Here is a 26,697-nt window from a genome sequence, read left to right on the forward strand (position 1 = left end):
CTATTAAAATATACAATGTATGAACATATATAAATTGTTATCTATTTAGAATAATCTTCATAATACTTAATAAGAGCTTGTGTACCTAAGTCTCCTAGATTATTTTTATCCAAAGTATTGTACATATCTAAAGCTTTTTTTAATACTTCTAAATTTAATGATGCTTCTTCTGATTCTTCAAGTGCTAATTTCATATCTTTTATAAAATGCTTTATAAAAAATCCTGGATCAAAGTCTCCTTTTAACATACGAGGTGCCATATTACTCATTTGCCAACTTCCCGCTGCTCCTGTACTTATACTATCTAACATCTTTTGAACATCTAAATTAGCACCTTTAGCATATGTAATTGCTTCACAAACTCCAGAAATAGCCCCTGCAATAGCTATTTGATTTGCCATCTTAGTATGTTGACCACTTCCAGCTTTTCCTTCATATATAATATTGTTTCCCATACTAGCTAATACATCATGACATTTATTAAAGGTTTCTAAATCTCCACCTACCATTATGGCTAATGTTGCATTTTTAGCCCCTGTATCTCCACCTGATACTGGAGCATCTAATGCTTGTATATTTCTTTTTTTAGCTTCATTATATATTTTCACTGAAAGTTTAGGACTTGTAGTTGTCATGTCTATAATACAAGCACCTTCCTTAGCATTTTCTAAAATACCATTTTCATTAAAATAAACTTCTTCTACATCTTTAGGATATCCAACTATGGTTATTATAAAATCCTTATTTTGTACACACGTTTTTACGTCATCACACCATTTAGCACCCTCTTCAATAACATCAAGTACTTTACTCTTTGTACGCGTATAGATAGAAACTTCAAGACCTTTTTTCATTAAATTTCTAACCATAGATTTCCCCATTACTCCAACACCAATAAATCCAATTTTTTTCATATTATATAGCCTCCTAAATTTAATATTTGTTAACTACTTCTTTAATTATATCTTTAATTTCACTTATAGATATATCTAAATACTCTAATCCTCCAATTTGACATTTAACAGTATCTTTTATATTATTAAAAATCCTTGCATATATCTGCTTTTTATTATCAAAAATTTCTCCATCATTTAAAATATAATTATATAAGATTTGTGCTTCTTTTTTTATATATTCTTTATCTTCCATTAATAGTTATATAAATCCTTTCTTATTTCTTAATAAGATAATTATAATCTATATCTAAAATTATAACATTCCTTGCATTTAAATCATTTTGAAGATCTATTACTTCTCCTTCATCTCCATTTTCTTGTAATATTTTTATAATTGGTCTTAATGGATTAGTAATATTATCTCCAATAACTGTAGCACGCCTGTTATCACTTAATTTTATGCATGATCCAATAGGATATGGTTCTATTTTTTTTAAAAATGCCTTTACAACATTATAATCAAAGCTATTGCCAACACCTGCCATAATATATTCTATGGCTTCTAAAGGTTTTATAGGATTTCTATATGGTCTATTTCCTGTTAAAGCGTCATATACATCTGCTACAGCTATTATTCTCCCAAACAAAGGTATATCTTCTTTTTCTAGCTTATTAGGATAACCTGTCCCATCAAATTTTTCATGGTGACTTATAACGCCTAAATATATGTCCTTATCTATATATTTATTTGATTCAATGTAATTCCCACCTAATGCTGCATGCGTTTTAACAACATTAAACTCTTCTGCCGTAAGTTTTGATGGCTTAGCTATTATTTCTATTGGTATTTTTACTTTTCCAATATCATGTAACAAACCACAAACACCTAAATCGCATAATTCTTTCTTACTTAAATCTAATGCACTTCCTATTGCAATCGATATCACTGTAACACTTAAAGAATGAAGATATGTATTGACATCATATGATTGTAAATCTGCTATACCTATAGATGTTTTTTCATTTTTGCACATATTGTTAACAAGCTTTACAGATATATCTTCTATTTCTTTTATAGTACTTTCTTCTATAATTTTATACTTGTTTTCACACATATCAAAAATATTTTTAATTGCTGCTACAGATTTTTTTCTTAAGTTATCATCTAATATTGGATTTTTTCTGCCATCATCAATGTATGCACCTAAAACATTAAAATTCATTATTTTCTTTATTTTTTCATTTGTTAGTATCATACCTTTCTTTAATAAAAAAGCTTTTGATTTTTTATTGTTACCTAGATGTATATTGCTAGATAATTTCATTCCAGCTTTCAATTCGTAATAAGGTACAAATATCAATTAAATCACTCCTAAACCAGTTTACTTTTCTTTTTACTTTAATATTCTATCATTTTAAAGTAAAATTTAACATATTTTTTACTAATAATTATCAGAAAAAATACTAAAGAATAAAAAAGAAAAATACTATTGGTACATTTATGTAGCCATAGTATTTTCCTCAATATATTCTCAAAATTTTAATTTTTATATTTTACATTTATTTAAAACTTTTTATTTTGAATCTCCATGTTTTTTTAATTTTATTCTACATCTATCCATGTCATTTTATTTTTCAGTCTATTTATTTCAGCATCTTGTTCTTCTATCATTTTTATATAGTTTTTCTCTTTTTCACACCATTCTTTACTTAAATTATTAACTAATGATGCCATTTCATCTGCACTTCCAACTATTCTGTTAAATAATAATAAATTTGATTTTAAAATTTCTGGAATTTCATTGTGTGAGTATCTTAAAATATGATCTATCTCTCCATATCCTTCTTCAAATATTGTTCTAACTTGAATTTCTGCAACTACTTTTTCATTTGTTGGACAGAATTCAACTAAGTAATGTACTGAACGATATCCCGAAGCTCTTGATCTCACTTTTATATCTAATTCCTCAAAGACCTCAATATTATCTCCATCTCTAATATTAGCAGTTATTTCTACTACTTTCCATGTGTTTATTATATACTCATGTATTTCTCTCCACTGCTCCTTAAATATATGTATAACCCTTATTCCTATTAAATCATTTATTTCTTGTTTATAATTATCTACCGTAAATTCAAAATCATCGCCATATTTTTCTTTTCTATCTTCAGTTTTTCTTATAATTTTTTCTATAAGTCTAATAGGTTCTTTAACTCTTGATTTTACTGAATGTATAACCTCTTGAGAACGTAATATATTAGCTATAAATCCTGCTTGATTTTCATAAGAATCTTTATACTCAATATAATCATTATATATTGCTTTCATGTTTTCAATATTAATATTATATTTCTCTATTGTTTTGTTTATATGTGGATACTCTAATAAAAATTCATCTATATTAAAATCCTTTTTCATAAATACACTCCCCTTATCCAAAAAATTTCTTATAAGTTAATACTACACTAATTTTCTCATAATATAAATAGAGATATTTAAACATTTTATTATCTAAATATCTCTATTTAAGTAAATTCTATTATAGAATTTATATTTCATTTTGTTTATTACCCATAAATTTTGAAATCATCATTGTACAAACAGTATTGCCAGATGAATTCAATAGTGTAGCTGGAATATCAATTATTGTAGCTATTACAAGCATTATTGCAAGTGCTTCTTGTGGAAAGTTAAACATACTTAATATAAGCATTTCTCCTATTGCTCCACCTCCTGGAACAGCTCCTACAACAGCTCCAATTAATAACCCTAAAATTAATATAATTAGTAATGAGCTCATACTTTCCATATCACGTCCGAATATTCCAAATAAAAACATAATTTTATATACTCCACCTATAACTGAGCCATCTTTATGAATATTAACCCCTATTGGCATTATTATCTTTGCTATACTATCTGGTACTCCCATCTTTTTAGCTGCTTTTATATTGACAGGTATGCAGGCTGCACTTGAACATGTTGCTACTGCTGTTACTGATGGTTCAACTGAATTCTTCCAAAAACTTTTAATTCCTCTTTTCCCACCTGCTATATATGCATATATTGTAAAAAATACTCCGAAATATAATATTGAAAGAACAGTATATAGCACAAATACTTTCAAATATCCTGTTAAAATTTGACCACCTAATTCTCCTATCACGCTTGCAAAATATGCTCCAAGTCCTATTGGTGCATAATACATAATTATACTTACAATTTTCATAGTAACTGCTGCACCACTATTTAAAAATTTTGCAAACACTTTGCCTTCTTCTTTGCAAAGCATTGTGGCAAATCCTACTATTATTGAAAATAAAATTAATGCAAGCAAGTTACTTCTTGTTAAAAGTTCTGAAAAATCACCAACACTGACACTAGATACAATCTTTTCTAATATTCCAACTGAATTCATAGTTTCATTTTGATTGGAATTAATTAAGTTCCCAAATGTAGATAAATCTAGTCCTTTTGTGGGATCAAATAATTTGAAACTAGCCACGCCTAATATTCCTGAAATGAGAGCAGTTGCTCCAAATACTATAACAGTTGTCCCCAGTAGTTTACCTAGCTTCTTAGAGCTCTCCATATTAGCTATTGATGAAGATATACTGAAAAATACAATTGGTATTAATGCTGTAAATATCAAATTTAAAAATAATTTTCCTAATGGTTCAAATATTTTTGCATTTTCCCCCATTATAAGTCCTATAACACCACCAAGTAAAATTGATAGTAATAAAATTATTGAATATTTATAGTTTTTTATAAACTTCAAAGTGTATTCCTCCTTAATTGAATTTTTATTTTTTGCTTTTCTTAATAAAATATAATTCCTTTAATTTCTTTACATAAAATATATCTTTATTAATTTTATTATATACAAAATTTTAACTATAAATAGTGCATATATTGCTTGAAATATTGTAAAAAGTGCTCTATGATTTATATATCTTATTTGAAAGGTTGTCATTTGAATGAATACAATTGATTATGGAAATAAATCTGGATATTTACATAGTGATTTTAAATTATTTCATATAAAGGATAAAAAAAATCAAGAATTTGAATTTCACTATCATGAATTTAACAAAATAATTATATTTTTATCTGGAAAGGTAACTTACCTTATAGAAGGAAAAGCTTATTTTTTAAAGCCTTGGGATATACTTCTTGTGAATAACCATGATGTGCATAAACCACTAATAGATTCATCAGAAGCTTATGAAAGAATCGTAATTTGGGTTAATTCAAATTTCATAGAATCTCACAATTATAATAATTGTGATTTGATGACTTGTTTTAAATTGGCTAATAAAAAAAGTTTTAATCTTATTAGACTTGATATTAAATTGCAAAGTTCATTAAAAAGCATTATCAGCTCATTAGATTCTTCATTAAATTCAAATGATTTTGGAAGTAAACTTTTAAATAATGCATTATTTATTCAGTTCTTAATTTATTTAAATAGGATTTACTTAGAAGACATGTTTATAAGTGATGAATCATCTCTTAAATATGATAAACAAATTGAAGAAATATTAAAATATATAAATACTAATATCTCAAAAGATCTTTCTATTGAATTTTTAGCGAAGGAATTTTTTATAAGTAAATATTATTTAATGCATAAATTCAAAAAAGAAACCGGCTATACTCTTCATAATTATATATTGCAAAAACGATTATTAATAGTAAAAGACCTTATAGAAAATGGTGAAGCTGTTTTAAAAGCATCTATTAAATGCGGCTTTAATGACTATTCTAGTTTTCTGCGTTCTTTTAAAAAACTATTTAACAAATCACCAAGAGAACTTCTGAAATAAATTCTCCATACATAAAACCCCATTTAATGTAATGTATATATTATTTTTCTAAGGAAAAGATAAATACTGATTAAATTATTATAGGAAGGAATTTAAAATATGAGTAATGATAAACTATTGGCTCGTGAAAAAGCTAAAGAAATGATGATTGCAGGAGATTCTTTTGATACAATCATGGAAAAAACTAATTTAAGATTAAAAGACTTAAAAAAGATTAGAAGAAAAGAAATAGATACTCATTTTTAAAGTATCTAACCTTATATTTAAAACTATTTTTAGTTAATAGTTTTAAAGTTAGTGTTAAATTAAATGAATTTAGCACTAACTTTATCATAATTAATATATCAACATTCTACTAAAACATAACCTCATTTTTTTAATAGGTTATTTTTTATATAATAAAGTGTTGTCTCTTCTCCTTCATTTGCAAGTTTATTAAGTAAGAATTCTAATATTTTTTTTGTTTCTTCATGTAAAATATAATGGTCTTTGCCTAAATTATAGTAATCTAATGCACTTCTATCACTATATCTTTCTTTTTGATAATTCATTGAAGCACACATTCTATCAATAAACATCTCCACTACATATTTTGTTGGCATTTTCATTCCAACAAGACCTTCTTTTATGTTTACTCCATAATCTATCCAATACTCTAAATGGTGTTTATTGCGTCCTTTATGATGAAGCCATGCTTTTGAGTACCCTTCTTTTATCTTTTGTATTCCATTAGGGCTAACATCACCTCTATAATATTTTATTCCAGCTGAAAATTCCACCCAAGAATATTTAGATAAATCATGTAATAGTCCTTGTTTATATAAACCAACTTTAAAGCAATATTTCATAACTAACAATTTATGATTTGTTATTGTTCTAAAATGATTAATTGAATTCATTATTCCCACATCCTATAAAATTGTCTAACTAATTTTTATTTGTCCTTTTTATAAATCATAACATTTTTTATAATAAACAAACAACCAAAATAGAAAGCAAACTTAAAAAGCCTGCTTTCTATTTTTAATAATTATATTTTAATGAGTATTGATATTATAGCATTAAATCATTCTAATTTATTATATTAAGCTTCATTTGTTTCTGTGCATATTAATTTATCATTTTTTAGTAAATTAAACAATGTTGGATTAACATTAAATTGTTTCATTAAATTCTTAACTTCTGATAAAGACTTTTCTTTTTTATTATCAGATATATTAGCTTTTGAAGCTCTAATTAATATATTCTTAGGCGAATGAGCTATATCTATAAATTCTAATAATTGAGTTTTATATCCTACGCATTCTAAAAGGTTAGCTCTAACACTATCTGTCATAAGTGCTGAAACTCTCTCTTGAATTATTCCATACTTAGTTAATATAGATAAAGACTCTGTTTTTATTTGACTATTGAATTCATGTTGACAGCATGGAACTGAAAAAATCATTTTACTATTCCATTTTATTGCATTATATAAAGCATAATCAGTTGCTGTATCACAAGCATGCAGTGTTATAACCATATCTACTTTATTATTATACTTAAATCCATTTATGTCTCCAAGTTCAAAATGTAAATTATCATATTTATACCTTTTAGCAATTTCATTACATTTTTTAATGACATCTTCTTTAAGATCTAATCCTATCATTTTCACATTAATATTTTTAATTTTTACAAAGTAATAGTAAAGTACAAATGTCAAATATGATTTTCCACATCCAAAATCTAGAATTGTAAGTTCTTTATAGTCATTCTTTTTAATTTCATCATCAATAATCTCTACAAATTTATTTATTTGCTTATACTTATCATATTTAGAGTTAACTACTTTTCCCTCTTTAGTAAATACCCCTAAATCTATAAGTGGCTCTATTATCAGTCCTTCTTTTAAAATATAATTTTTCTCTTTATTATGAGATTTGTTTGCAAGGCTTTTATTATCAGATTTTTTCTTTCCTAAAAATATCTTACCTTTTTTAGATATCTTTAAATCAAATGTAGTTGCATTTGACCATGCTGAAAGTTGCTTATAATTATTTTCAACATATTCCATGATTTTATTATCTAAATCATCTATATTTATATTTTCATGAAAAACTTGTTTATCAGTAAACTTCTCTATTTGATAATACTTACTCTTATCATTTTCTTTAAGAATAAACGTTATTTTATTGTATTTAACATCTTTGTTCATTTTATTACTAACAACTAATTTTATAATCTCTTCTTGTAAAATCTCATTAATAACTTTTTTAAATTCTTCCATATCGTTACACACCTTATCATTTATTTTAACTTTAAATTATATACAGTTAATAATATTATAAAAATACGCCTTACACAAGATATAGAACAAAATCTCTTTTACTTAAGATTTCATGAAATCTTATAGTTTTGAATTACCTGGAAGCTAAAGACTTATGCGATTTCTTCTATGCTCTATTTAAAATCCTCAAAATTTGTGAATATAAAAAGACAGAAAAGATGATTTAAATCTTTTCTGCCTTTATTTCGTCAAACTACTTGCTTAATAATTTGTCTATAACAAGAACAAGTTCTTCTATCTCAGGTTTACTTAATTGTGCATCTGCTTTAACAGATTTACCTTTATGTCTCAATTCATCAGTAATTAATGATGAGAATATTACTACTGGTAATTTATATAAAATTTCATCTTCTTTTACTCTTCTTGTAAGAGTAAGACCATCCATTTGTGGCATTTCTATATCAGTAATAAGAAGATCTACATCTTCTCTAAAGTTTTCTCCTCGGTTTTCCGCTATATTTTTCAAAAAAGCTAATGCTTGTTGCCCATCATTAAATAATCTTAAGTTAGCAAATCCTGCTTTTGTAAGCGTTTCTTTTAAAAGCTTTCTTATTAAAGCAGAATCATCAGCTAATACTAATTTTATATCAGATCTATCTTGATATTTTACTTTTACAAGTCTATCTTCACTTATTCCAACGCTTGGACAAAGATCTGTTACTATCTTTTCAAAATCTAACATAATTAAAACCTTATCGTTTAATAATATATTTCCAACAGATAATGAATTTTCAGATAAATCATCTGGCTTTCTTATGTCTCCCCATTTAATACGATGTACACCTACTACATCATCAATATTAAAGGCAACTTTAATTTTATTAAATTCACAAATTATAACTTTAGATCCTAATTCATGATTTCTTTGTTTTGTTAATGTATATTTTAAATCAATTAAAGTAAGAATTTCATCTCTACATAATATAAGTCCTGCTACTTCAGGTTTAGGATCTGGTAATTTAGTTAAACTTTCATTTGGCATTTTAATTATTTCTTTAACTTTTACTACATTTATTGCATAATGAGTTCCATTAACAACAAAATCAATAATCTCTAATTCTCCTGTACCTGATTCTAATAGTATATTACTCTTCACATTGTCATCCCCTTTTTTTTAACTAATATTGAAACCAATATAATTTATTTTTAATATTATTAAATTCCATTGTCTCTATTTAATTTTCGTATAAAGTTAATCTAAGTTTATCGAATATTGAAAATAAAGTTACGTTTGTACAAAACATTATATATTTATATTAACATATTTTTACGTTTTATTATTTTTTATTATTAATTTAGCTACTATTGTTATCATACTTAATTCCTCCATTATCTATATAATCATAATCTTCTATATTCTTCTTGTTTTAAATTATTTGTATTTTGATAATACACAATTTCATTTAATAGCCTTTCTTTATCTATAGGCAATGTTCCTTTTAATGAAATGTAGTTTGACGCATGATTACATCTAAATACAACTGGGGTATTTACATTTATATTCTCTATTAATAGTTTTGTTTCATCTAATATATCTTTATCATTCAAAATATTAAATTCCTTATTTAATATTTTATTGTATAACTCAGTTCCTTTTTCTAGCATAAGAGTAAGTACGCCTAAATAGTCAGGCTCTATTTCACTTATTATTTTACCAGTATTTATAGCATGATTCATGGTCTTTTCTTTTCCACCTATACCTGCTATTACAGTTACTGATAGTAATACGTTTGATTCCTTTACTTTCTTAGTGGCTTCAACTAATTCTTTACTACTAACTCCTTTATTTATATCAAGTAAAACCTCATCATCACCACTTTCAATCCCCATATAAATCATATACAATCCTAAACTTTTTAACTCTTTTAATTCTTGGATACTTTTTAATAAAATTGATTTTGGAGAACCATACAAAGTTACTCTAATACATTCAGGAAATACTTTTTTGATGTATTTCAATATTTCTTTTAAATCATTTATAGGAATAATCAAGGCATCTCCATCAGCTAAAAATATTTTTTCTGCATAACCATAGATTTGCCTAAAATAATCAATCTCCATTTTCATCTTTTCTACAGATTTTATAGTAAACTTTTTAGATTTATACATACTACAAAAACTACATTTGTTGTGAGAGCAGCCTAAAGTAGCTTGTATTATAAGACTGTTACTTTCACTTGGTGGTCTATATAATGGATAATCATACATGCCTATATCCTCCTCTTAATATTTTATGTTTTAAATCTCTAAACTACATTCTGTTTTATTTATACTACTATTTTAATATAACTTTATATTTAAAAATAGTATTAATATAGTTACGAAGCCCACTTTACTTACTTATACATCAACATTCTGCTAAAGCATAGTGAAATTCTTAAACTAACGTTTTATCTTAATTAAATTTAAATAATATTATATTATTTTGTAATTGCATTACTTTAAATATGATGATATACTGACTTAGTACTTTATCCTATGGGGGAGTAGTTTGCAACAATGAAGTTGTGATAATATCAACATAATGGACTATAAAGCCTGGTATTATCTTAATAAACGAGACTCATAGATAGCATATTTATTAATAATATGTTATCTATGGGTCTCATTTTTTATTCTTTAGGAAATTATATAATGCTTAATTAAAATTGTAATAAAATAAGGCTGTGTTTTAAGTAATAAACTCAAAGAATGAAAAGAGGATGTATTCATCTTATAAATTTTTTCATACACTTATTTCATGGCAGATACATAAAAAATATTATACTTAGGAGGATTTTTATGATTTATTTATCTTATGCTATTGTAGCATCAATTGTTGTATTCTTATCAATTAAAGCAGCAAAATATGTTGATTTAATTGATAAAACAACAAGTTTATCCGGAGCATTTATAGGTGGTATATTATTATCAACAGTAACATCATTGCCAGAACTTTTAACTAGTATATCTGCAACTGTGTTGCTAGATAATCCTGGACTTTCACTTGGAAATATTCTAGGAAGTAACCTTTTTAACTTAACAATACTCGCAGCGCTAATTTTATTTGGAATTAATTCATTTAAAAAATCTAAAATATCTAAGAGTCATTTTATGACTACTATATTTTTATGCCTTATTTACATAGTAATTGTTTTAAATATGCTTAATATACTTAATTTTGAAATTTTAACAATTAGCTTTACATCTATACTGATACTTATCTTATATGGCTTTGGATTAAGAGAAATGGCTAATGATAACAGTGAATATAAAGAAAAAGAGGCTGATGAAGTTGCTGCTTCTATTGATTTAACTTTAAAGCAAATTATTATTAGATTCATTTTTACAAGCATTGGATTAGTTGTATTTAGTGTACTTATAACTTATATCACTGATATTATATCTGCAAGATTAAATTTAGGAACTGGATTTGCTGGAGCTTTATTTTTAGGAATAGCTACTTCCCTTCCTGAAGTTACTTCATGTATTTCTCTTACTAAAATAGGTAATTTTAATATTGCAGTTGGAAATATCTTAGGTAGTAATATATTTAACTTTTTAGTTTTATTTATTGCAGATGTTATTTATATGAAGGGAAATCTTTATTTATTTAATGATCCTAAAACAGTAAATCTACTTATATGTGGGACAATTGGTACTCCCCTTATGCTTTTCTTATTGAAAGGAAAAAAGAATTTTACTTATATAATATCCTCAATAGGTATAATTACTTGTTATTTATTATTTTTAATTTTATAATTTATTATTTTTAACAGATAAAAAGGTAGCATAAAGCTATCTTTTCATTTATTAAAGTATTTAATTATCTATATAAATCACCTGATAAATATTTAAGTTTATCAATATCATTTACTATGTATGACTTATCATCTTTTTTTATAATTTCTTCACTGCAAAATTTATTTAGTGTTCTATTTAAATGTCTATAACTAGTACCTAATAATTCTGCTGTTTCATTATACCCACCTTCAAATGTAAAGCTTAGATTATTATCTCCATTTACAAATGCTAAAATATAGCTTGCTAATCTATTTTCAAGAGGATAAAGCAAATTTATTGAGCTATTCTTACTATTACATCTTAGCTTTTCCCCTAAATGTTTACATCTATTTCTTAAAAACTTACAATCATCCATTAGTTTATCTTTAATTATCGAAAATTCAATACCAATGCAATATGTATCTTTTATGGCTTGGACACTACAATCTACACTATTATTATCTAAAAATTCAATATCTCCAACTACAGTAAATGGATTATAAAATGATAATAATACAGATTTACCATTTTCTAAATTTTTATATACCTTGGCTTTACCATCAACCACAAAGAACATTTTATTTAAAATCTCTTCTTCTTTACATATATGCTCATTCTTACCAAACATATATAAAGACATATATTCTCTCATATCTCTGCTAAACATATCATTTATTTTGTGTTTTTCTATATACCCTTGCATTTTTTCAAAATCATTTACTTTAATCAAAAATTTCTCCCCTTTTTGTGACATTAATAATTTTCATTATAATATGACATATGTCCTATACCATTTCCTTTATAATAGCTTAAACTAAATTTAGAAATCAAGAATTATATTTTTATAAGGAGAGACTATGTATAATTTATTATCTTTATTAATCGGTGTACTTATTGCAGTTATGATTGTTTGTAATGGAGATTTATCTTCTGGTATTGGAAATTATTCCTCTTTAATGGTGATTCACATTTTAGGTTATTTTGCTTTAGTTATAATTATGCTTTATAAAAAAATAAAAATACCTTTTAAAATGCATTTACCATTATATCTTTATAGTGCTGGTGCTCTTGGAATTTTTACAATATTATTTAACAATATAACTTTTTCTGTTATTGGAGTAGCATTACCAGTGGCACTTGGGCTTTTGGGTCAAACATTAACCTCAATAGTATTTGATCAATATGGACTACTAGGAATGCAAAAAATTAAATTTAATAAGAAAAAAATAATCGGCATTACAATAATAACAATTGGTGTCTGTATTATGACTTTCTTCTAGAATTAAAGGGAGGATAATTTATGATATATATATTAATGTCTATATTAGCAGGCGTAATTATAGTAGTTTCTAGAATTTTAAATACAAAACTTTCTAAAGAAATAGGTCTTATAGAATCAAGTTATTTTAATTATTTTACAGGATCAATAACTTCAATATTATTCTTTTTTATTATGAGAGAAAAATTTATATTTACCTTATTAAATAACGTTCCATTTTATGCTTATTTAGGAGGTCTTTTAGGTGTAGCTATTGTTATCCTTAACAGTGTAGTAACACCAAAGATGTCAGCTTTTTATGTTACATTGCTTATATTTGTAGCCCAACTTTTTACTGGAATAGCCTTAGATTGGTTGATTTCTAGACAGTTTCCTCTTAGCAAAATAATAGGTGGATTAATAGTAGTTGCAGGCTTAGCTTATAATATGCATGTAGATTTTAGTGATAGCAAAGTAAATGAAAGTGAAACAAATTAAAACCTTTGAAAAATTTTCAAAGGCTTTTACTACTTTATATATACAAATATTAATATTTTTTATATTCATATAACTAATATTCACTTATAATAAATCAATCCAATATCTTTGAGTAATTTTATCTTTCTCTAAAACTTCATTTTCTAATATCCCATCATTTGAAATAATTGTCTTAGCTGATGCTATATTATCTTTATAACATGTAATTAGCACTCTATCTATGTTAAATTTTCTACATTCATCTAATGCCAAACTTAACATTTCCTTTGCATATCCTTTTCTACGTTCAGATTTTCTAATACTATATCCTATATTACCTCCAAAGTTTAATAAATAATCATTTAAACTATGACGAATATCTATCATTCCAACAATTTTTTTATCTGATTTTCTTATGGCTAAATATGTAGAGGATGGAACAAATCCCTCTCTCACTGTTTCTTCTGTTGAATTATCCTTAATTGCATCTAACCAAGATTCAAAATTCGGAGCATTTTTTAAGCCTGCAGTACCATCCATATTATCTCTATTTATGATAAATTCCTTTTTGTAATCCATAATTTTTTCTTTTAATTCTTTGCTTGGTAAAATAAGTTCAATCCTATTCATAATATCTTCCCCCTTAATTCTATATATAATTTTACATATTATACCATAGCAATATGTATTTATACAATAATTGTATTTATTAAAAATGATATTGAAACGCCTTAATTATACTTAAATTATAGTAATTTTTGACATTATAATATCTTGCAATTCATTGTTAAAACTGCCAAAAATGAACTTAAATATTACTTAATAAGAATATAATTCCTTCTTATTAAACTTAATGGTGTTTTTTGATATTTTACGCTCTATTTTGATATTTTTTTAATTAAATACACTGTTTTGTTAACTGTTTTTTAAATTTGGTTAATTTTTTTAATGGATTTTTATAAAGAACTTCTGTATAATAATAAAAAAACATAATTTGAAAGGACAAAATATTTATGGAATTAATAGGAATTTTAATAATTATAGTAGGTTTCGCACTAAAACTAGACACAATAGCTGTAGTAGTTTCAGCTGGTGTTATAACTGGGTTAGTTTCTGGAATGAATATTACAGAAATACTTACTACTTTAGGTGATGCGTTTATAAACAATAGAACAACTTGTCTATTTATGCTTACTATACCTGTAATAGGTTTATGTGAAAGATATGGATTGAAAGCAAAGGCTATAATGCTTATTCAAGAGGCAAAAGGACTATCAACTGGAATTCTTTTAAGTGGATATACTTTTATAAGAGAAGCAACAATTGCAATGGGAGTTACGCTTGGTGGGCATCCTCAATTTGTTAGACCACTTATTAGCCCAATGGCCGAAGGTGCTTCAATTGCTAAATATAAAGATTTAGATGAAAAAGATTTAGATGAAATTAAAGCTTATTCAGCAGCTGCTGATAATATTGGGAATTTCTTTGGACAAAATGTATTCATGGCTAATCCCGGAGTACTTTTAATAGCTAGTACTTTAGAAACTCTAGGTTTAAATGTTGATACACTTCAAATTGCTAAAGCATCTATACCAGTTGCAATAGTTGCATTTATTTTGTGTATAGTACAAAACTATCTTTTAGATAGAAACCTAAAGAGAAAATATAGTTCTAAAAATCAATAATTATGGAGGAAATGCTAAATGGATATTAAACAAATTTCTAATATATTACTAGAAGTATTTTATATCATGCTAGGTCTATATATGGCTATTACAATGATATTTACTTTAAAAGACAAAAATCATAAAACTAGAATTGGTACTGCATTGTTTTGGGGAATAATATCTGTAATTTTTATATTCGGTAAAATAATACCATCTATTGTTACTGGTATTCTTATTGTGGTAATTGCTTTATTATCAGCATTCAAGCAAATTAATATGGGTACATTAAAACAATTAGATAGTACATTTACTAATTTAAAAGCAGAACAATTAGGATTAAAGATATTTGTACCATCATTAACAATAGCTATAATTGCAATGATTATTGCTTCATTTACTCCTTTATCAGGAACAGTTGCTATAGGTATATCAGCTACTTCTGCTTTACTTATTACATTTATTCTTACTAAAGCTAAGCCTATTGAATTTGTTGAAGATAGTAATAGAATGTTCCAATCAGTAGGTGTGTTTGCAATATTACCTCAACTTTTAGCTTCTTTAGGTGCTTTATTTACTGTTGCTGGAGTTGGTGATAGAATATCTAGCATTATTTCTGGGGTTATACCTCAAAGTAATCCTTTAGCTGGAGTTGTTGCTTATTGCTTAGGTATGGCTATATTTACAGCAATAATGGGAAATGCATTTGCAGCATTTTCAGTTATAACTGTTGGAATTGGTGTTCCTTTTGTATTCGCTCAAGGTGGAGACCCTGTAATATGTTCAGCACTAGCTTTAACAGCTGGATTTTGTGGAACATTATTAACTCCAATGGCTGCTAACTTTAATATGTTGCCAGCTGCATTATTAGAAATAAAAGATAAAAATGCAGTAATAAAATCTCAAGCACCACTAGCTTTAATTTTATTATTAGTACATATAGTTCTTATGTATACATTAGGGTTTTAAATAATGGTTATTTTTTACATGATATTGATATCTTTATAAGTACAATATATAAAGTAATTTAACATACTATATACTCTTTTTAATTATTTTCGTATTGTAAAATAATCTAAGTTTTATTATAATTACACTTTATAGTATAAATAATATTTGCACTTTTTAAATTTTAATAATAAAACTAATTACTTATGCTAAAAATATATTATATAAAAATATTTATTTTTTATAATTAGTTATTAAATAAATTTAAGAAACTTTAAAATACAATTTTTTATTATAAGTTTCTTAATACTAAAGTGTTTATAAGCTTATATATAGATTGTATTTTACATTCTATATATAAGCTTAACTATTTATAAATTATGCTGTGTTTTAAATATGTGTTGATATATGCAAAAATAACATTGCATATATCAACACGCTACTAAAACACAGCTACAAATTAACATTATATTAAAAGGACGTGAATTTAAATGAAAGTTTTAATAACTGGCTTTGACCCATTTGGTGGAGAAAGTATAAACCCAGCATTAGAAGCTGTAAAACAATTACCAAATACAATAAGCAATGCTGAAATAATAAAATTAGAAATCCCTACTGTTTTTAAAAAATCATTAGAAAAAATAGAAGAAAATATATTAGCTCATAAACCTGATATAGTAATCTCAATAGGTCAAGCTGGTGGTCGTTTTGGAATAACTCCAGAAAGAGTTGCCATTAATATTGATGATGCTAGAATTGAAGATAATGAGAAAAATCAACCAATAGATGTAAAAGTATTTGAAGATGGAGAAAATGCATATTTTACTACTCTTCCAATAAAAGCTATGGTTAAAGAAATGCAAGACGCTGGAATTCCTAGTTCAGTTTCAAATAGTGCTGGAACTTTTGTATGTAACCACGTTATGTACGGAGTATTATATATGATAAATAAAAAATATCCTAATATAAAAGGTGGCTTTATACATGTTCCTTATATACCATCTCAAGTGGTTAATAAAGCAAATATGCCTTCTATGTCAATTGAAGATATTTCTAAAGGATTAGAATTAAGTGTTAAAGCAGCAGTTGAAAATAACACAGATATAAGAACTACTCAAGGAGAAATTTGCTAATGAGCAATATTAATATCTTCGTTTACGGTAGTTTAAGAGAAGGCTTTTTTAACTACAACAAGTATTTAGATGGTAAAGTAATTGAAGTTAAACCTGCTATACTTAAAGGAATGCATTTATATCATATGCCTTATAAAGGTTATCCTGCTATATTACCTGGTGATGGTGAAGTAATTGGAGAAATAATCAGCGTTAAAGATTATGATAATACAATTAAAGCTATTGATGATATGGAAGGCTTTATAAGCACAGATAACCCTAATAATGAATATAATAAAATTCTTTTAGAAGTAGAAAATTCAAATACTAAAAATAAAGAAAACTGTTATGTTTATTTTTACAATAAAGATATAGATTCAATATTCCATAAAAAAGCTGTACATATTCCAGATGGTAATTGGAAAAATTATATGATAAATGACAAATAGCTAGAATTAAATTTAATTCTAGCTATAGTAAAAAGAGACTTCGCAATATGTAATATAATGAAGTCTCTTTTTCATATCACTTATTCATTCCAATATGACTATTTTCTATTTTACAGTTTCTCTATCTACCAAATAAGGTGCTAAACTTATATTCTCTTTTATACTTTCATCACTATTTATTGATTTAAGTAACAATTTAAATGATTCTTCCCCCATTTTATATATTGGTTGAGCAATAGTTGTAAGCTCTGGCTCTATGAATGAACATATGTGTATATTATCATAACCTAATATACTTATATCTTCGGGAATCTTATATCCATTTCTAATTAGATACTTTATTCCCCCTATGGCCATTACATCACTACTATAAAAAATACAATCAACATTTCTATTTTTCTTAATTATATTTTCAGTAGCTCTTATTCCTCCATTCATGGAAAAGTTCTCTTCTTCAATAATATCTTCATTTAAAATTTCTAAATCTGATGCAAGTTCTTTAAAATAATCAATACGTGTATCCACCCCATGTCTTATTCCACCTACAAAAGCTATATTTTTCTTAGATTTATCAATTAAATATTCAATTCCAAGTTTTATTCCTTCTTTATTGTTACAATGTACTACATTATACTTTTCCTTGTATTTAACTTTTCTATCAACAACAACAAATGGAACATTATTTCTTATTAATAAGTCTAAAGAGTTAGTTCCATCTTTGCTAGGAACTATTATAACTCCATCAACTAATTTACTTATTAATAATTCTATATAGTGCTGTTCCTTTTCTTCTCTATTTAATGTATTACATAATATCATGCTAAATCCATACTTTTCTGCTTCCGTTTCTATAGCTTTAGCAATTTCTGAGAAAAAAGGATTTTCTATATCTGGAACAATACATCCAATAGTATAACTTCTATTTGTACTTAAAGTTCTTGCTAGTGAATTTGGAATATAATTAAGCTCTTTAGCAGCTTTAAAAATTTTATTTCTAGTTTCTTCTGAAACATTTATTTTTTTATTATTTAATACCATAGATACAGTAGTTTTCGATACATTAACGTGATTAGCTACATCCAGTAATGTTGTTTTCTTCATAAAAATACTCCTTTGTCATACATACTAACTAAATCACATTATACCACAAATTATTTAGTTATAACTTTTAAATCAGCAGCTATTTCACTGTCAACATGTTCAGAATTGTATATTTTCTCTGCAAGTTGAACACCTAACTTACCAAGTAAATCAGCTTGTTGTGCAACTGTTGCTTTCATTTCTCCTGAATCTATAGCATCTAAAGCATCATCAATTCCATCAAATCCTATAACTAAAGTGTCTAATCCTGCAGATTTTATTGCTTTTTCAGCTCCAAGTGCCATTTCATCATTATGAGCAAATACTACATCAATGTCTTTACTTCCTTGAATTATATTTTCCATAACTTTAAGACCATTTTGTCTATCAAAATCGGCAGCCTGACTTGATACTAAGTTAAATTTAGCATCATTATCTATTATACTATGAAATCCTTCTCCTCTATCTCTAGTTGCAGAAGATCCTGGTATTCCTTGTAATTCCACTACATTTATAGTATTTTTATCTTTAAAATTATCTAAGATGAATTCTCCTGCCATAGCTCCACCTTTAATATTATCTGATGCTATATGACTTGTTACATGTCCACCATTAGACATTCTATCTATTGTAACTACTGGAACATTTCTTTTATTAGCAACTTCTATTGATTTTACAACTGCATCACTATCTGTTGGATTTATTAATAATGCAGTTATTCCAAGTTCTAGTAAATCTTCTATATTAGATCTTTCTTTAGCAGCATCATTTTGTGAATCTAAAACAATTAATTCAAATCCTAATTTTTTAGCTTCTTCTTCTGCTCCTTCTTTAATATTTACAAAGAAAGGATTGTTTAATGTAGATAAAACCATACCTATTTTTCTCTCATTACTACCCTTTGAACATCCAATAAAAGAACTTACCATTATGCAAACTAAACCAAACATTAATATTTTTTTCATTATTTTCATGGTGTTTCCTCCTATATGTTCGTATTATTTTTTTCTGCTCTTTTTATCTAATAATACAGCCATTAATATAACTAAACCTTTTACTATTGATTGATAGAATGGTGATACATTCATTAAGTTTAATCCATTATTTAAAATTCCTATTATAAGAGCACCGATAATTGTACCTGATATTTTTCCTTCTCCACCAGCTAATGAAGTTCCACCAATTACTACTGCTGCTATTGCATCTAATTCAAATCCTGTTCCTGCATTTGGTGATGCTGATGCTATTCTACTTGTTATAATTACCCCAGCAATTGCTGATGCAAATCCTGAAATTACATAAGCTAGAGTTTTTATTTTATCTGTGTTTATACCTGATAATCTTGCAGAATCTTCATTTCCACCTAAGGCATATAAGTATCTTCCGAATCTTGTTTTATTTAATAGATATATTGCAACAATTGCAATTACTATAGTTATAATAACTGGTATTGGCATAAACCCTATTTTACCATTACCGATTTTCACAAAAGTTTCTGGTAACTTTGATATTGGTGTACCATTTGTAAATACTAATGTTAAACCTCTAAATATTGTCATTGTAGCTAAAGTAACGATGAATGCTTGTAATTTACCTTTTGATATTAACATACCATTTACAAAACCTACAGCTATCCCAACTAATGCTGCTACTATAACAGCTAGGAATACGTTTCCAGTTGATTTAATAATAGATGCTGCTAAAGCTCCACTAATTGCTAAAGTTGAACCTACTGATAAATCTATACCACCTGTTAAGATTACAAAAGTCATACCAACTGCTATTATTGCATTAGTTGAAACTTGTGTGAAAACATTAGTAATATTAGATATTGTTAAAAAGCTTGGAGTTACAAGTGTAATAATGGTACATAGTAGTACTAACCCTATTATTGATTTATATTTTACTAAATTTTGTTTGAAGTTTTCGCTCATTTTAATTCCCCCTATCTAATTAATCCCAACAGCTAATTTCATAATTGCTTCTTGAGATGCTTCTTCCCTTGAAAGTTCTCCTGATATTTTTCCTTCACTCATAACCATTATTCTATCGCTTATTCCAAGCACTTCTGGTAAATCAGAAGAAATTACTATAATAGCTTTTCCATTTGCTTTAAGTTCATTTAATAATTCGTATATTTCTTTTTTAGCTCCTACATCTATTCCTCTAGTAGGTTCATCTACTATTAGAATTTCCGGTGATAACATAAGCCATTTTGCAAGAATTACTTTTTGTTGATTTCCACCACTTAACTTACCTATCAATTGATCTCTATTTGGAGTTTTTATTTTAATCTTTTTAATATAATAATCTACATCTTCTATTTCTTTTTTGCCGTCTATTGATTTAAATTTATTTTCATATTTTTTTATGTTACAAATTGACATATTATCCTTTATAGATAATCCTAGAACACATCCCTCTTTTTTTCTATCTTCAGATAAGTAACATATTCCATTATTTATAGCATCACTAACTGATTTTATATTCATTTCTTTGCCTTTTATTTTTACAGTTCCGCTAGTCTTTTTATATTCACCAAAGATAGCTTTAGCAAGTTCTGTTCTACCAGATCCCATAAGACCTGCTATTCCAAGTATTTCGCCAGATTTTACATTAAATGATGCATTCTTCACGCCTTCTTTTGCACTTAAATTTGACACTTCTAAAAAGTTTTCTCCCTTTTTAACCTCTTTATAAGGAAATTGGTCTTCTATCTTTCTACCAACCATCATTGAAATAAGTTCATCATTATCTATATCTTTAATTAATGCATTACCAGCATATTTACCATCTCTTAGCACTTCTACTCTATCACAAATTGCAAATATTTCTTCCATTCTATGAGATATGTAAATTACAGCTATTCCTTTTTTCTTTAAACTTTCTATTACTTCAAATAGCTTTTTAGTTTCTACATCTGTTAAAGCTGTTGTAGGTTCATCCATTATGATAATTCTTGCATTTTTAGTTAATGCTTTTGCAATTTCTATCATTTGTTTTTCTCCTACATTAATGTTACCTACAAGTTCATTTGGATCAATATTACAGCCAATTTGTTCTAGGAACATAACACTTCTTTCATTTAAAACTTTTTGATTTATCTTTCTGCTAAACTTATCATACTTTTCATTACCTAGAAAAATATTTTCAGCAACAGTAAGATTATTCAGTAAGCTTAATTCTTGGTGAATTATGGTTACTCCATATTCTTCAGCAGCTTTTATACCTTTTATATCAGCTTCTTGATCTTCAATAAAAATTCTGCCTCCATCTTTTTTATAAACACCACTTAAAATTTTCATAAGTGTAGATTTCCCTGCACCATTTTCGCCCATAAGTGCAGTTACTTCTCCACCATAAGCAGTTATATTTACGTTATCTAATGCTTTTACACCTGGGAAAACTTTAGATACATTCTCCATTTTTAACATTGGTTTTTTGCTATTCAAATTGCTCACCCCTTTTAAAATACTACTCCTGACTTTAATATTATATTAGCGTATGGAGTTTGTTCTCCTGTTCTAACTACTGCTTTACAAGATTTTAATGTAGTCTTTAATTCTTCATGTGTAATAAATGTTATCTTAACATCACCTATTACTTCCTTTATTTCCTCATAAAGCTCTGGACTAACATCCTCTGTTTCTCTAGCTAAAATCACTTCTTCTATTTGTAATTCTAATAATATTGTCTTTAACGTTTGCATAAATGTTGGTATACCTTTTATTAGTGCTAAGTCTATTCTTTCACTTTCACCTGGTATTGGTAAACCACAATCTCCTATTGCAATCATATCTGTATGACCCATTTTTGAAATTACTGAACTTAAATTACTATTTAATAATGCTGTTTTTCTCATCTCTTTCTTATTCCTCTCCGTAAACTTTAACTACTTCTTCTTTATATGGTATTGATGGTTGAGCACCTTCTCTTTGTACTGCTATTGAAGATACCATATTACCAAATTTAACTGCTTTAAGTAAATTTTCTTTAGTTATTTCATTTGGATTTAATTTTGTACTTAGTCCACCTATAAAACTATCTCCTGCTGCTGTAGTATCTATTGCATTTACTTTATATGCAGGTACTAATTCACAAAAATCTTTTCCTATTACTGCTGCGCCTTTTGAACCCATTGTTATTATTACAAAGTTAACTCCCTTGTCCATAAAAACTTTTGCTGCTTTTTTTGCATCTTCTACACTTTCAACTGTTACACCAGTTAAAACTTCTGCTTCAGTCTCATTGGGAACTATTATATCTGTAACTGCTAAAAGTTCATCTTTTATACTTTTTGCAGGTGCAGGATTTAATATTGTTATTTTTTCATTTTCTTTTGCATTTTTAAATGCTCTTAAAGACATTTCTTTTGGTGTTTCAAACTGTGCAATTAAAATATCGCTTTCTTTTATTCTATCTAATGTAAAATCTATCTCTTTTTCATTAATACTCATATTTGAACCTGGATTAACAATGATTGAATTATTACCAGTATCTGCTACCATTATCACCGCAGTTCCTGTTGCATTAGAATCATCTTCAAAAACATAATCTATATTTATATCATCATTTTTTAATTCATCTCTTAATGTTCTACCATAATCATCTTTTCCTATTTTAGCTATCATCGAAACATGTGCACCACTTCTTTTTGCTGCTACTGCTTGATTAGCACCTTTACCACCTGGTATTTTCTCATATGATTTAGATAGTATTGTTTCTCCTGACTTAGGCATATCCTTTATTTTCATAACTAAGTCCATATTCATACTTCCAAGTACACATATCTTATTCATATAAATTCCTCCATCACCTAATTAAATATTGGTTAACTTTTCAGTTAACCGTTTCACTGAACCGATTAACCATAGTATAAACTATTTGTAAACGTTAATCAATAGTTTTTTTAATTTTATTTATTTTTTTATTTTAATCTATATTTATACTCCCTATTTTGATATTTATTTCTATTTGAAAATTTCTTTCATTTATTGTATAATTTATATAGATTAAAACTAAAGATATATTAATATAAAATTAAGGTGGTACATATATGAACGTTTATGCAATAACTTATTATTTAAAAGAAGATACACATTCATGTGGTTGTGAAGATCATAATGAAGAACATCATCACCATCATCATCGTGATGATTACGAAATAACTGGAAATATTAAAGCTTTAGGAGCTTGGGCACACTTAATGCCTACTAGTTTTCTAGTTAAATGTGAATTAACTGCTAATGAAATTTCAGCAAAGCTTAAAGAAGTTCTTGAAGCTACAGATATGCTTTTTGTTACAGAAGTAACTAAAGATAATGTTGCTTCTTTAACACCTGGCGTTGTTGAATGGATAAATCAATAAAATTTTAACTAAAAAAGACATGCTCATTTTATTTTGAGCATGTCCTTTTTTTATCTATTTTATATACTATTACTTTAGCTTTAATAATTCTAATTTCAAGTAGCTAATAGATTCTTCTTTTTTCTGCAGTTCATCATATCCTAAAACATATATATCAAATTCTATTTTCTCTAATATTTTTATTAAATTCTTTAATTTTTCTTAATTTATAGTTTAAAAATTAATATTTTATTAGGTAAATGTTGGTTTAAGGTTTTATTAAATGTTACGATAGATAAATGTATTATTTTATTAAATAACTATATTAGGAGGAAAATTTAAAATGAAAAAACTAAAGTTTAAAAGTATAAAACAGCAATTATTACTATGTTTTATATCTCTAATTGTAATTATGTGTACAGGCATAGCCTTAATTTCTATGTACATATCAAAAAAATCTGTAATTTCAACTGTTAATATCACCTTACCTGAAGTTGCTAAACAAGCAAGTTCTTCTGTAGAAAATGCAATTAATACTCAAACTAAAATTTTAGAAACTTTAGCTAGTAATGAAAAAATCAAAGATGAATCTATATCATCAGAAGAAAAATTGTCTTTGCTTTCAGAAGCTTCAAAACAAAATGGATATTTAAAAATGTCGATTGTAGATATAAATGGTAATTCTGTAAACTCTGATAGTAATTCTTCAAATGTTAGTGATAGAGATTATTTTAAAAAAGCATGCAGGGCATTAGTTCAGTATCTGATCCTATAGTAAGTAAGACAGATAATACTCTCATAGTTGTATATAGTGTTCCTATAAAAAACAACGATGCTATAATTGGAGTTTTAACTGCTATTAGAGATGGTAATGAATTAAGTGGGTATACTGATAACATTAAATTTGGAAAAACAGGTACTTCTTATATACTTAATAAAGAGGGAACTATAATTGCACATAATAATAAAGAATTAGTATTTGATAGAGATAATGACTTTGAAAATGTAAAAACTGATCCTTTACTAGAATCTATAGTTAAAATAGAGAAAAGAATGATTGAAGGGGAAATAGGCTTTGGAGAATATTCTTATAAAGGCCAAAATAAATATATTGGTTATTCTCCTATTAAAAGTACAGGTTGGTCTGTAGCTATAGTAGTTGAAAAAGATGAAGTTTTAAGTGAACTAACTACTTTAAAATTAGTTATTGGAATAACATTAGTTATATTTATTTTATTAAGTAGCTTTATAGTATTATTTCTGTCATCTTCAATTACAAAACCTATAAAATTATCAATGCAACAATTAAAATCTATATCTGAAGGTAATTTAATATTAAATATTTCAGAAAAACTTCTATATAGAACTGATGAACTAGGAGAAATGGCAAAATCTATAGATACTATGAAAACTTCTATGATTAATATGATTGATAATATAAAATCAAGTTCTTCTAATATAGACACTCAAAGTAATACTTTATTAGTACTATCCAATGAAATGTCAGCTTCAAGTAAGAACATTTCAATTGCTACTAATGATGTTGCTAAAGGAACTGTAGGCCAAGCTCAAGATTTAATAGATATTACTGCTATATTACAAAATTTCAGTTCTAAATTAGATGATATGGTTAAAATAATAAGTGATATAGACTCAAATACAAGTAATATAAAATCTAAAGCTTATTCTAGCAATACAGATATGGAAACTGTTATTCAATCTGTAAATAATGTTAACAAAGCATTTAATGATTTAATTATGAAAATACAAAGCGTTAGTTCTAATGTTACAAAAATAAACGAAATAACTAATTTAATAAATAGTATATCTGAACAGACTAATCTTCTTGCATTAAATGCAGCTATTGAAGCGGCAAGAGCTGGTGAATCTGGTAGAGGTTTTTCTGTTGTAGCAGATGAAATAAGAAAACTTGCTGAACAAAGTAAAGAATCTTCATTAAGTATTTCTAACTTAGTATCAGAAATTTCTGTAGATACAAATCTTATGATTAATACTACTGATACTATGAAGGATGAGCTTAAAATTCAAGAAAATAATATATATACTGCAATAAAATCCTTTGAAACAATTACAGTTGCAGTTGATGACATAGCCCCTAAAATTAAATTAGCTAATAATTCAGTTAATGATTTAAATGTAAATAAAGAAAATATTTTAATTAAAATAGAAACATCATCTTCAATTGCTGAAGAAGTTTCTGCATCGGCTGAAGAAATAGCATCATCAACTGAAGAAATGAATAATTCTACTGAAGAATTATCAAATTCTGTGGAGTTATTAAGTAATACGAGTATTGAAATGATTAAAAATGTAAACAAATTTAAAATGTAAAATTTTAAAACTCTAGATAATTTTATATAAAATTATCTAGAGCTCATTTTATTCAGTTTACACAAAATTATTTACAGATTATTTACATGGTATCGGTTCAAAATCTGCACTAATATTATAAGAAAATCAGGTTGGACTATTTTTAAATAGTTCCTTGTTTTGATAAATCCATGCACTCTTTTGGTCCTAGTTT

General features: G+C 26.3%; 29 protein-coding genes. 12 read left to right on the top strand and 17 right to left on the bottom strand.

Annotated features, from left to right (window positions below; all coding sequences use genetic code 11):
• Window positions 1-41: 41 nt before the first annotated feature.
• The 5 genes from RYM86_RS00835 to RYM86_RS00855 all read right to left on the bottom strand — a co-directional run bounded on the left by RYM86_RS00835 (window position 42) and on the right by RYM86_RS00855 (window position 4,678).
• Window positions 42-914 (bottom strand): NAD(P)-dependent oxidoreductase, encoded by an 873-nt coding sequence (locus RYM86_RS00835; RefSeq protein WP_315076537.1) that lies wholly within the window; start codon window positions 912-914, stop codon window positions 42-44.
• 19 nt (window positions 915-933) lie between these two features.
• A complete protein-coding gene (locus tag RYM86_RS00840; protein ID WP_315076540.1) occupies window positions 934-1,149 on the bottom strand; it encodes a hypothetical protein in 216 nt (71 codons plus the stop codon).
• A 22-nt stretch (window positions 1,150-1,171) separates the two neighbouring features.
• Window positions 1,172-2,257, bottom strand: coding sequence for an HD-GYP domain-containing protein (locus RYM86_RS00845; RefSeq protein WP_315076542.1), 1,086 nt, complete (start codon window positions 2,255-2,257; stop codon window positions 1,172-1,174).
• Between the two features lie 242 nt (window positions 2,258-2,499).
• Complete coding sequence (locus RYM86_RS00850) at window positions 2,500-3,315, bottom strand: RelA/SpoT domain-containing protein (protein WP_315076545.1); 816 nt, start codon at window positions 3,313-3,315, stop codon at window positions 2,500-2,502.
• Window positions 3,316-3,445: 130 nt separating this feature from the next.
• The gene (locus tag RYM86_RS00855; RefSeq protein ID WP_315076547.1) at window positions 3,446-4,678 is read right to left on the bottom strand and encodes a dicarboxylate/amino acid:cation symporter; all 1,233 of its coding nucleotides are present in this window, start codon (window positions 4,676-4,678) and stop codon (window positions 3,446-3,448) included.
• A gap of 199 nt (window positions 4,679-4,877) precedes the next feature.
• Here RYM86_RS00855 and RYM86_RS00860 point away from each other — a divergent pair, with 199 nt between their 5' ends.
• Both RYM86_RS00860 and RYM86_RS00865 read left to right on the top strand, forming a co-directional pair.
• Complete coding sequence (locus RYM86_RS00860; protein ID WP_315076549.1) at window positions 4,878-5,726, top strand: AraC family transcriptional regulator; 849 nt, start codon at window positions 4,878-4,880, stop codon at window positions 5,724-5,726.
• Between the two features lie 99 nt (window positions 5,727-5,825).
• Window positions 5,826-5,972, top strand: coding sequence for a hypothetical protein (locus RYM86_RS00865; protein ID WP_315076552.1), 147 nt, complete (start codon window positions 5,826-5,828; stop codon window positions 5,970-5,972).
• A gap of 122 nt (window positions 5,973-6,094) precedes the next feature.
• On the opposite strand, the gene RYM86_RS00870 is transcribed toward RYM86_RS00865, so the two are convergent.
• From RYM86_RS00870 to RYM86_RS00885, 4 genes are all read right to left on the bottom strand, one after another.
• A complete protein-coding gene (locus RYM86_RS00870) occupies window positions 6,095-6,625 on the bottom strand; it encodes a DUF5662 family protein (RefSeq protein ID WP_315076555.1) in 531 nt (176 codons plus the stop codon).
• A gap of 185 nt (window positions 6,626-6,810) precedes the next feature.
• Entirely contained in the window at window positions 6,811-7,995 is a 1,185-nt protein-coding gene (locus RYM86_RS00875; RefSeq protein ID WP_315076558.1) for an SAM-dependent methyltransferase, read from the bottom strand.
• Between the two features lie 253 nt (window positions 7,996-8,248).
• Complete coding sequence (locus RYM86_RS00880; protein ID WP_315076561.1) at window positions 8,249-9,151, bottom strand: chemotaxis protein; 903 nt, start codon at window positions 9,149-9,151, stop codon at window positions 8,249-8,251.
• Between the two features lie 245 nt (window positions 9,152-9,396).
• On the bottom strand, window positions 9,397-10,263 hold the full coding sequence (locus RYM86_RS00885) for a radical SAM protein (protein ID WP_315076563.1): 867 nt from the start codon (window positions 10,261-10,263) through the stop codon (window positions 9,397-9,399).
• A gap of 573 nt (window positions 10,264-10,836) precedes the next feature.
• On the opposite strand from RYM86_RS00885, the gene RYM86_RS00890 reads away from it, so the two are divergent.
• Window positions 10,837-11,796: a cation transporter gene (locus tag RYM86_RS00890; protein ID WP_315076566.1), complete on the top strand. Its 960-nt coding sequence runs from the start codon at window positions 10,837-10,839 to the stop codon at window positions 11,794-11,796.
• A 64-nt stretch (window positions 11,797-11,860) separates the two neighbouring features.
• Here RYM86_RS00890 and RYM86_RS00895 read toward each other — a convergent pair whose 3' ends face one another.
• On the bottom strand, window positions 11,861-12,547 hold the full coding sequence (locus RYM86_RS00895; protein ID WP_315076568.1) for a cyclic nucleotide-binding domain-containing protein: 687 nt from the start codon (window positions 12,545-12,547) through the stop codon (window positions 11,861-11,863).
• Between the two features lie 127 nt (window positions 12,548-12,674).
• Here RYM86_RS00895 and RYM86_RS00900 point away from each other — a divergent pair, with 127 nt between their 5' ends.
• Window positions 12,675-13,097, top strand: coding sequence for a DMT family transporter (locus RYM86_RS00900; RefSeq protein WP_315076570.1), 423 nt, complete (start codon window positions 12,675-12,677; stop codon window positions 13,095-13,097).
• Between the two features lie 20 nt (window positions 13,098-13,117).
• Entirely contained in the window at window positions 13,118-13,573 is a 456-nt protein-coding gene (locus tag RYM86_RS00905; protein WP_315076573.1) for a DMT family transporter, read from the top strand.
• An 84-nt stretch (window positions 13,574-13,657) separates the two neighbouring features.
• Here RYM86_RS00905 and RYM86_RS00910 read toward each other — a convergent pair whose 3' ends face one another.
• Window positions 13,658-14,182: a GNAT family N-acetyltransferase gene (locus RYM86_RS00910; RefSeq protein WP_315076575.1), complete on the bottom strand. Its 525-nt coding sequence runs from the start codon at window positions 14,180-14,182 to the stop codon at window positions 13,658-13,660.
• A gap of 383 nt (window positions 14,183-14,565) precedes the next feature.
• Here RYM86_RS00910 and RYM86_RS00915 point away from each other — a divergent pair, with 383 nt between their 5' ends.
• The 4 genes from RYM86_RS00915 (at window position 14,566) to RYM86_RS00930 (ending at window position 17,725) form a co-directional block, all read left to right on the top strand.
• Complete coding sequence (locus tag RYM86_RS00915) at window positions 14,566-15,237, top strand: DUF969 domain-containing protein (RefSeq protein WP_315076578.1); 672 nt, start codon at window positions 14,566-14,568, stop codon at window positions 15,235-15,237.
• An 18-nt stretch (window positions 15,238-15,255) separates the two neighbouring features.
• A complete protein-coding gene (locus tag RYM86_RS00920; protein WP_315076580.1) occupies window positions 15,256-16,185 on the top strand; it encodes a DUF979 domain-containing protein in 930 nt (309 codons plus the stop codon).
• Window positions 16,186-16,655: 470 nt separating this feature from the next.
• Window positions 16,656-17,297: a pyroglutamyl-peptidase I gene (gene pcp, locus RYM86_RS00925; protein WP_315076582.1), complete on the top strand. Its 642-nt coding sequence runs from the start codon at window positions 16,656-16,658 to the stop codon at window positions 17,295-17,297.
• Window positions 17,297-17,725, top strand: a complete 429-nt coding sequence (locus tag RYM86_RS00930) for a gamma-glutamylcyclotransferase family protein (protein ID WP_315076584.1) — start codon at window positions 17,297-17,299, stop codon at window positions 17,723-17,725. Before pcp ends, RYM86_RS00930 begins: the two co-directional genes overlap by 1 nt.
• 105 nt (window positions 17,726-17,830) lie before the next feature.
• On the opposite strand, the gene RYM86_RS00935 is transcribed toward RYM86_RS00930, so the two are convergent.
• From RYM86_RS00935 to rbsK, 6 genes are read right to left on the bottom strand one after another with little or no spacing between them, the layout of a single operon-like run.
• Entirely contained in the window at window positions 17,831-18,826 is a 996-nt protein-coding gene (locus tag RYM86_RS00935; RefSeq protein WP_315076587.1) for a LacI family DNA-binding transcriptional regulator, read from the bottom strand.
• Window positions 18,827-18,876: 50 nt separating this feature from the next.
• Window positions 18,877-19,779: a ribose ABC transporter substrate-binding protein RbsB gene (gene rbsB, locus RYM86_RS00940; protein WP_315076589.1), complete on the bottom strand. Its 903-nt coding sequence runs from the start codon at window positions 19,777-19,779 to the stop codon at window positions 18,877-18,879.
• A gap of 24 nt (window positions 19,780-19,803) precedes the next feature.
• Window positions 19,804-20,739, bottom strand: a complete 936-nt coding sequence (locus RYM86_RS00945; protein WP_315076592.1) for an ABC transporter permease subunit — start codon at window positions 20,737-20,739, stop codon at window positions 19,804-19,806.
• 15 nt (window positions 20,740-20,754) lie between these two features.
• Window positions 20,755-22,239 carry a sugar ABC transporter ATP-binding protein gene (locus RYM86_RS00950; RefSeq protein WP_399547034.1) on the bottom strand — a complete coding sequence of 495 codons (1,485 nt, stop codon included), beginning with the start codon at window positions 22,237-22,239 and terminating at the stop codon, window positions 20,755-20,757.
• 32 nt (window positions 22,240-22,271) lie between these two features.
• On the bottom strand, window positions 22,272-22,667 hold the full coding sequence (rbsD, locus tag RYM86_RS00955) for a D-ribose pyranase (protein WP_315076596.1): 396 nt from the start codon (window positions 22,665-22,667) through the stop codon (window positions 22,272-22,274).
• A gap of 7 nt (window positions 22,668-22,674) precedes the next feature.
• Window positions 22,675-23,604: a ribokinase gene (gene rbsK, locus RYM86_RS00960; protein ID WP_315076599.1), complete on the bottom strand. Its 930-nt coding sequence runs from the start codon at window positions 23,602-23,604 to the stop codon at window positions 22,675-22,677.
• A gap of 257 nt (window positions 23,605-23,861) precedes the next feature.
• Between rbsK and RYM86_RS00965 the strand changes: the two genes are divergently transcribed.
• From RYM86_RS00965 to RYM86_RS00975, 3 genes are all read left to right on the top strand, one after another.
• Entirely contained in the window at window positions 23,862-24,173 is a 312-nt protein-coding gene (locus RYM86_RS00965; RefSeq protein ID WP_315076602.1) for a hypothetical protein, read from the top strand.
• Window positions 24,174-24,495: 322 nt separating this feature from the next.
• Entirely contained in the window at window positions 24,496-24,927 is a 432-nt protein-coding gene (locus RYM86_RS00970; RefSeq protein WP_315076605.1) for a hypothetical protein, read from the top strand.
• Window positions 24,894-26,504 carry a methyl-accepting chemotaxis protein gene (locus RYM86_RS00975; protein ID WP_315076608.1) on the top strand — a complete coding sequence of 537 codons (1,611 nt, stop codon included), beginning with the start codon at window positions 24,894-24,896 and terminating at the stop codon, window positions 26,502-26,504. Before RYM86_RS00970 ends, RYM86_RS00975 begins: the two co-directional genes overlap by 34 nt.
• Window positions 26,505-26,697: the final 193 nt, after the last annotated feature.

The sequence above is a fragment of the uncultured Clostridium sp. genome (genome assembly GCF_963527835.1).
Lineage (GTDB): Bacteria > Bacillota > Clostridia > Clostridiales > Clostridiaceae > Clostridium.

Coding starts and splice junctions, on each gene's coding strand:
- RYM86_RS00835 (WP_315076537.1), bottom strand. CDS start 914: ATGAAAAAAATTGGATTTATTGGTGTTGGAGTAATGGGGAAATCTATG.
- RYM86_RS00840 (WP_315076540.1), bottom strand. CDS start 1,149: ATGGAAGATAAAGAATATATAAAAAAAGAAGCACAAATCTTATATAAT.
- RYM86_RS00850 (WP_315076545.1), bottom strand. CDS start 3,315: ATGAAAAAGGATTTTAATATAGATGAATTTTTATTAGAGTATCCACAT.
- RYM86_RS00860 (WP_315076549.1), top strand. CDS start 4,878: ATGAATACAATTGATTATGGAAATAAATCTGGATATTTACATAGTGAT.
- RYM86_RS00865 (WP_315076552.1), top strand. CDS start 5,826: ATGAGTAATGATAAACTATTGGCTCGTGAAAAAGCTAAAGAAATGATG.
- RYM86_RS00870 (WP_315076555.1), bottom strand. CDS start 6,625: ATGAATTCAATTAATCATTTTAGAACAATAACAAATCATAAATTGTTA.
- RYM86_RS00875 (WP_315076558.1), bottom strand. CDS start 7,995: ATGGAAGAATTTAAAAAAGTTATTAATGAGATTTTACAAGAAGAGATT.
- RYM86_RS00885 (WP_315076563.1), bottom strand. CDS start 10,263: ATGTATGATTATCCATTATATAGACCACCAAGTGAAAGTAACAGTCTT.
- RYM86_RS00890 (WP_315076566.1), top strand. CDS start 10,837: ATGATTTATTTATCTTATGCTATTGTAGCATCAATTGTTGTATTCTTA.
- RYM86_RS00900 (WP_315076570.1), top strand. CDS start 12,675: ATGTATAATTTATTATCTTTATTAATCGGTGTACTTATTGCAGTTATG.
- RYM86_RS00905 (WP_315076573.1), top strand. CDS start 13,118: ATGATATATATATTAATGTCTATATTAGCAGGCGTAATTATAGTAGTT.
- RYM86_RS00910 (WP_315076575.1), bottom strand. CDS start 14,182: ATGAATAGGATTGAACTTATTTTACCAAGCAAAGAATTAAAAGAAAAA.
- RYM86_RS00915 (WP_315076578.1), top strand. CDS start 14,566: ATGGAATTAATAGGAATTTTAATAATTATAGTAGGTTTCGCACTAAAA.
- RYM86_RS00920 (WP_315076580.1), top strand. CDS start 15,256: ATGGATATTAAACAAATTTCTAATATATTACTAGAAGTATTTTATATC.
- pcp (WP_315076582.1), top strand. CDS start 16,656: ATGAAAGTTTTAATAACTGGCTTTGACCCATTTGGTGGAGAAAGTATA.
- RYM86_RS00930 (WP_315076584.1), top strand. CDS start 17,297: ATGAGCAATATTAATATCTTCGTTTACGGTAGTTTAAGAGAAGGCTTT.
- RYM86_RS00935 (WP_315076587.1), bottom strand. CDS start 18,826: ATGAAGAAAACAACATTACTGGATGTAGCTAATCACGTTAATGTATCG.
- rbsB (WP_315076589.1), bottom strand. CDS start 19,779: ATGAAAATAATGAAAAAAATATTAATGTTTGGTTTAGTTTGCATAATG.
- RYM86_RS00945 (WP_315076592.1), bottom strand. CDS start 20,739: ATGAGCGAAAACTTCAAACAAAATTTAGTAAAATATAAATCAATAATA.
- RYM86_RS00950 (WP_399547034.1), bottom strand. CDS start 22,239: ATGTTAAAAATGGAGAATGTATCTAAAGTTTTCCCAGGTGTAAAAGCA.
- rbsD (WP_315076596.1), bottom strand. CDS start 22,667: ATGAGAAAAACAGCATTATTAAATAGTAATTTAAGTTCAGTAATTTCA.
- rbsK (WP_315076599.1), bottom strand. CDS start 23,604: ATGAATAAGATATGTGTACTTGGAAGTATGAATATGGACTTAGTTATG.
- RYM86_RS00965 (WP_315076602.1), top strand. CDS start 23,862: ATGAACGTTTATGCAATAACTTATTATTTAAAAGAAGATACACATTCA.
- RYM86_RS00970 (WP_315076605.1), top strand. CDS start 24,496: ATGAAAAAACTAAAGTTTAAAAGTATAAAACAGCAATTATTACTATGT.
- RYM86_RS00975 (WP_315076608.1), top strand. CDS start 24,894: ATGCAGGGCATTAGTTCAGTATCTGATCCTATAGTAAGTAAGACAGAT.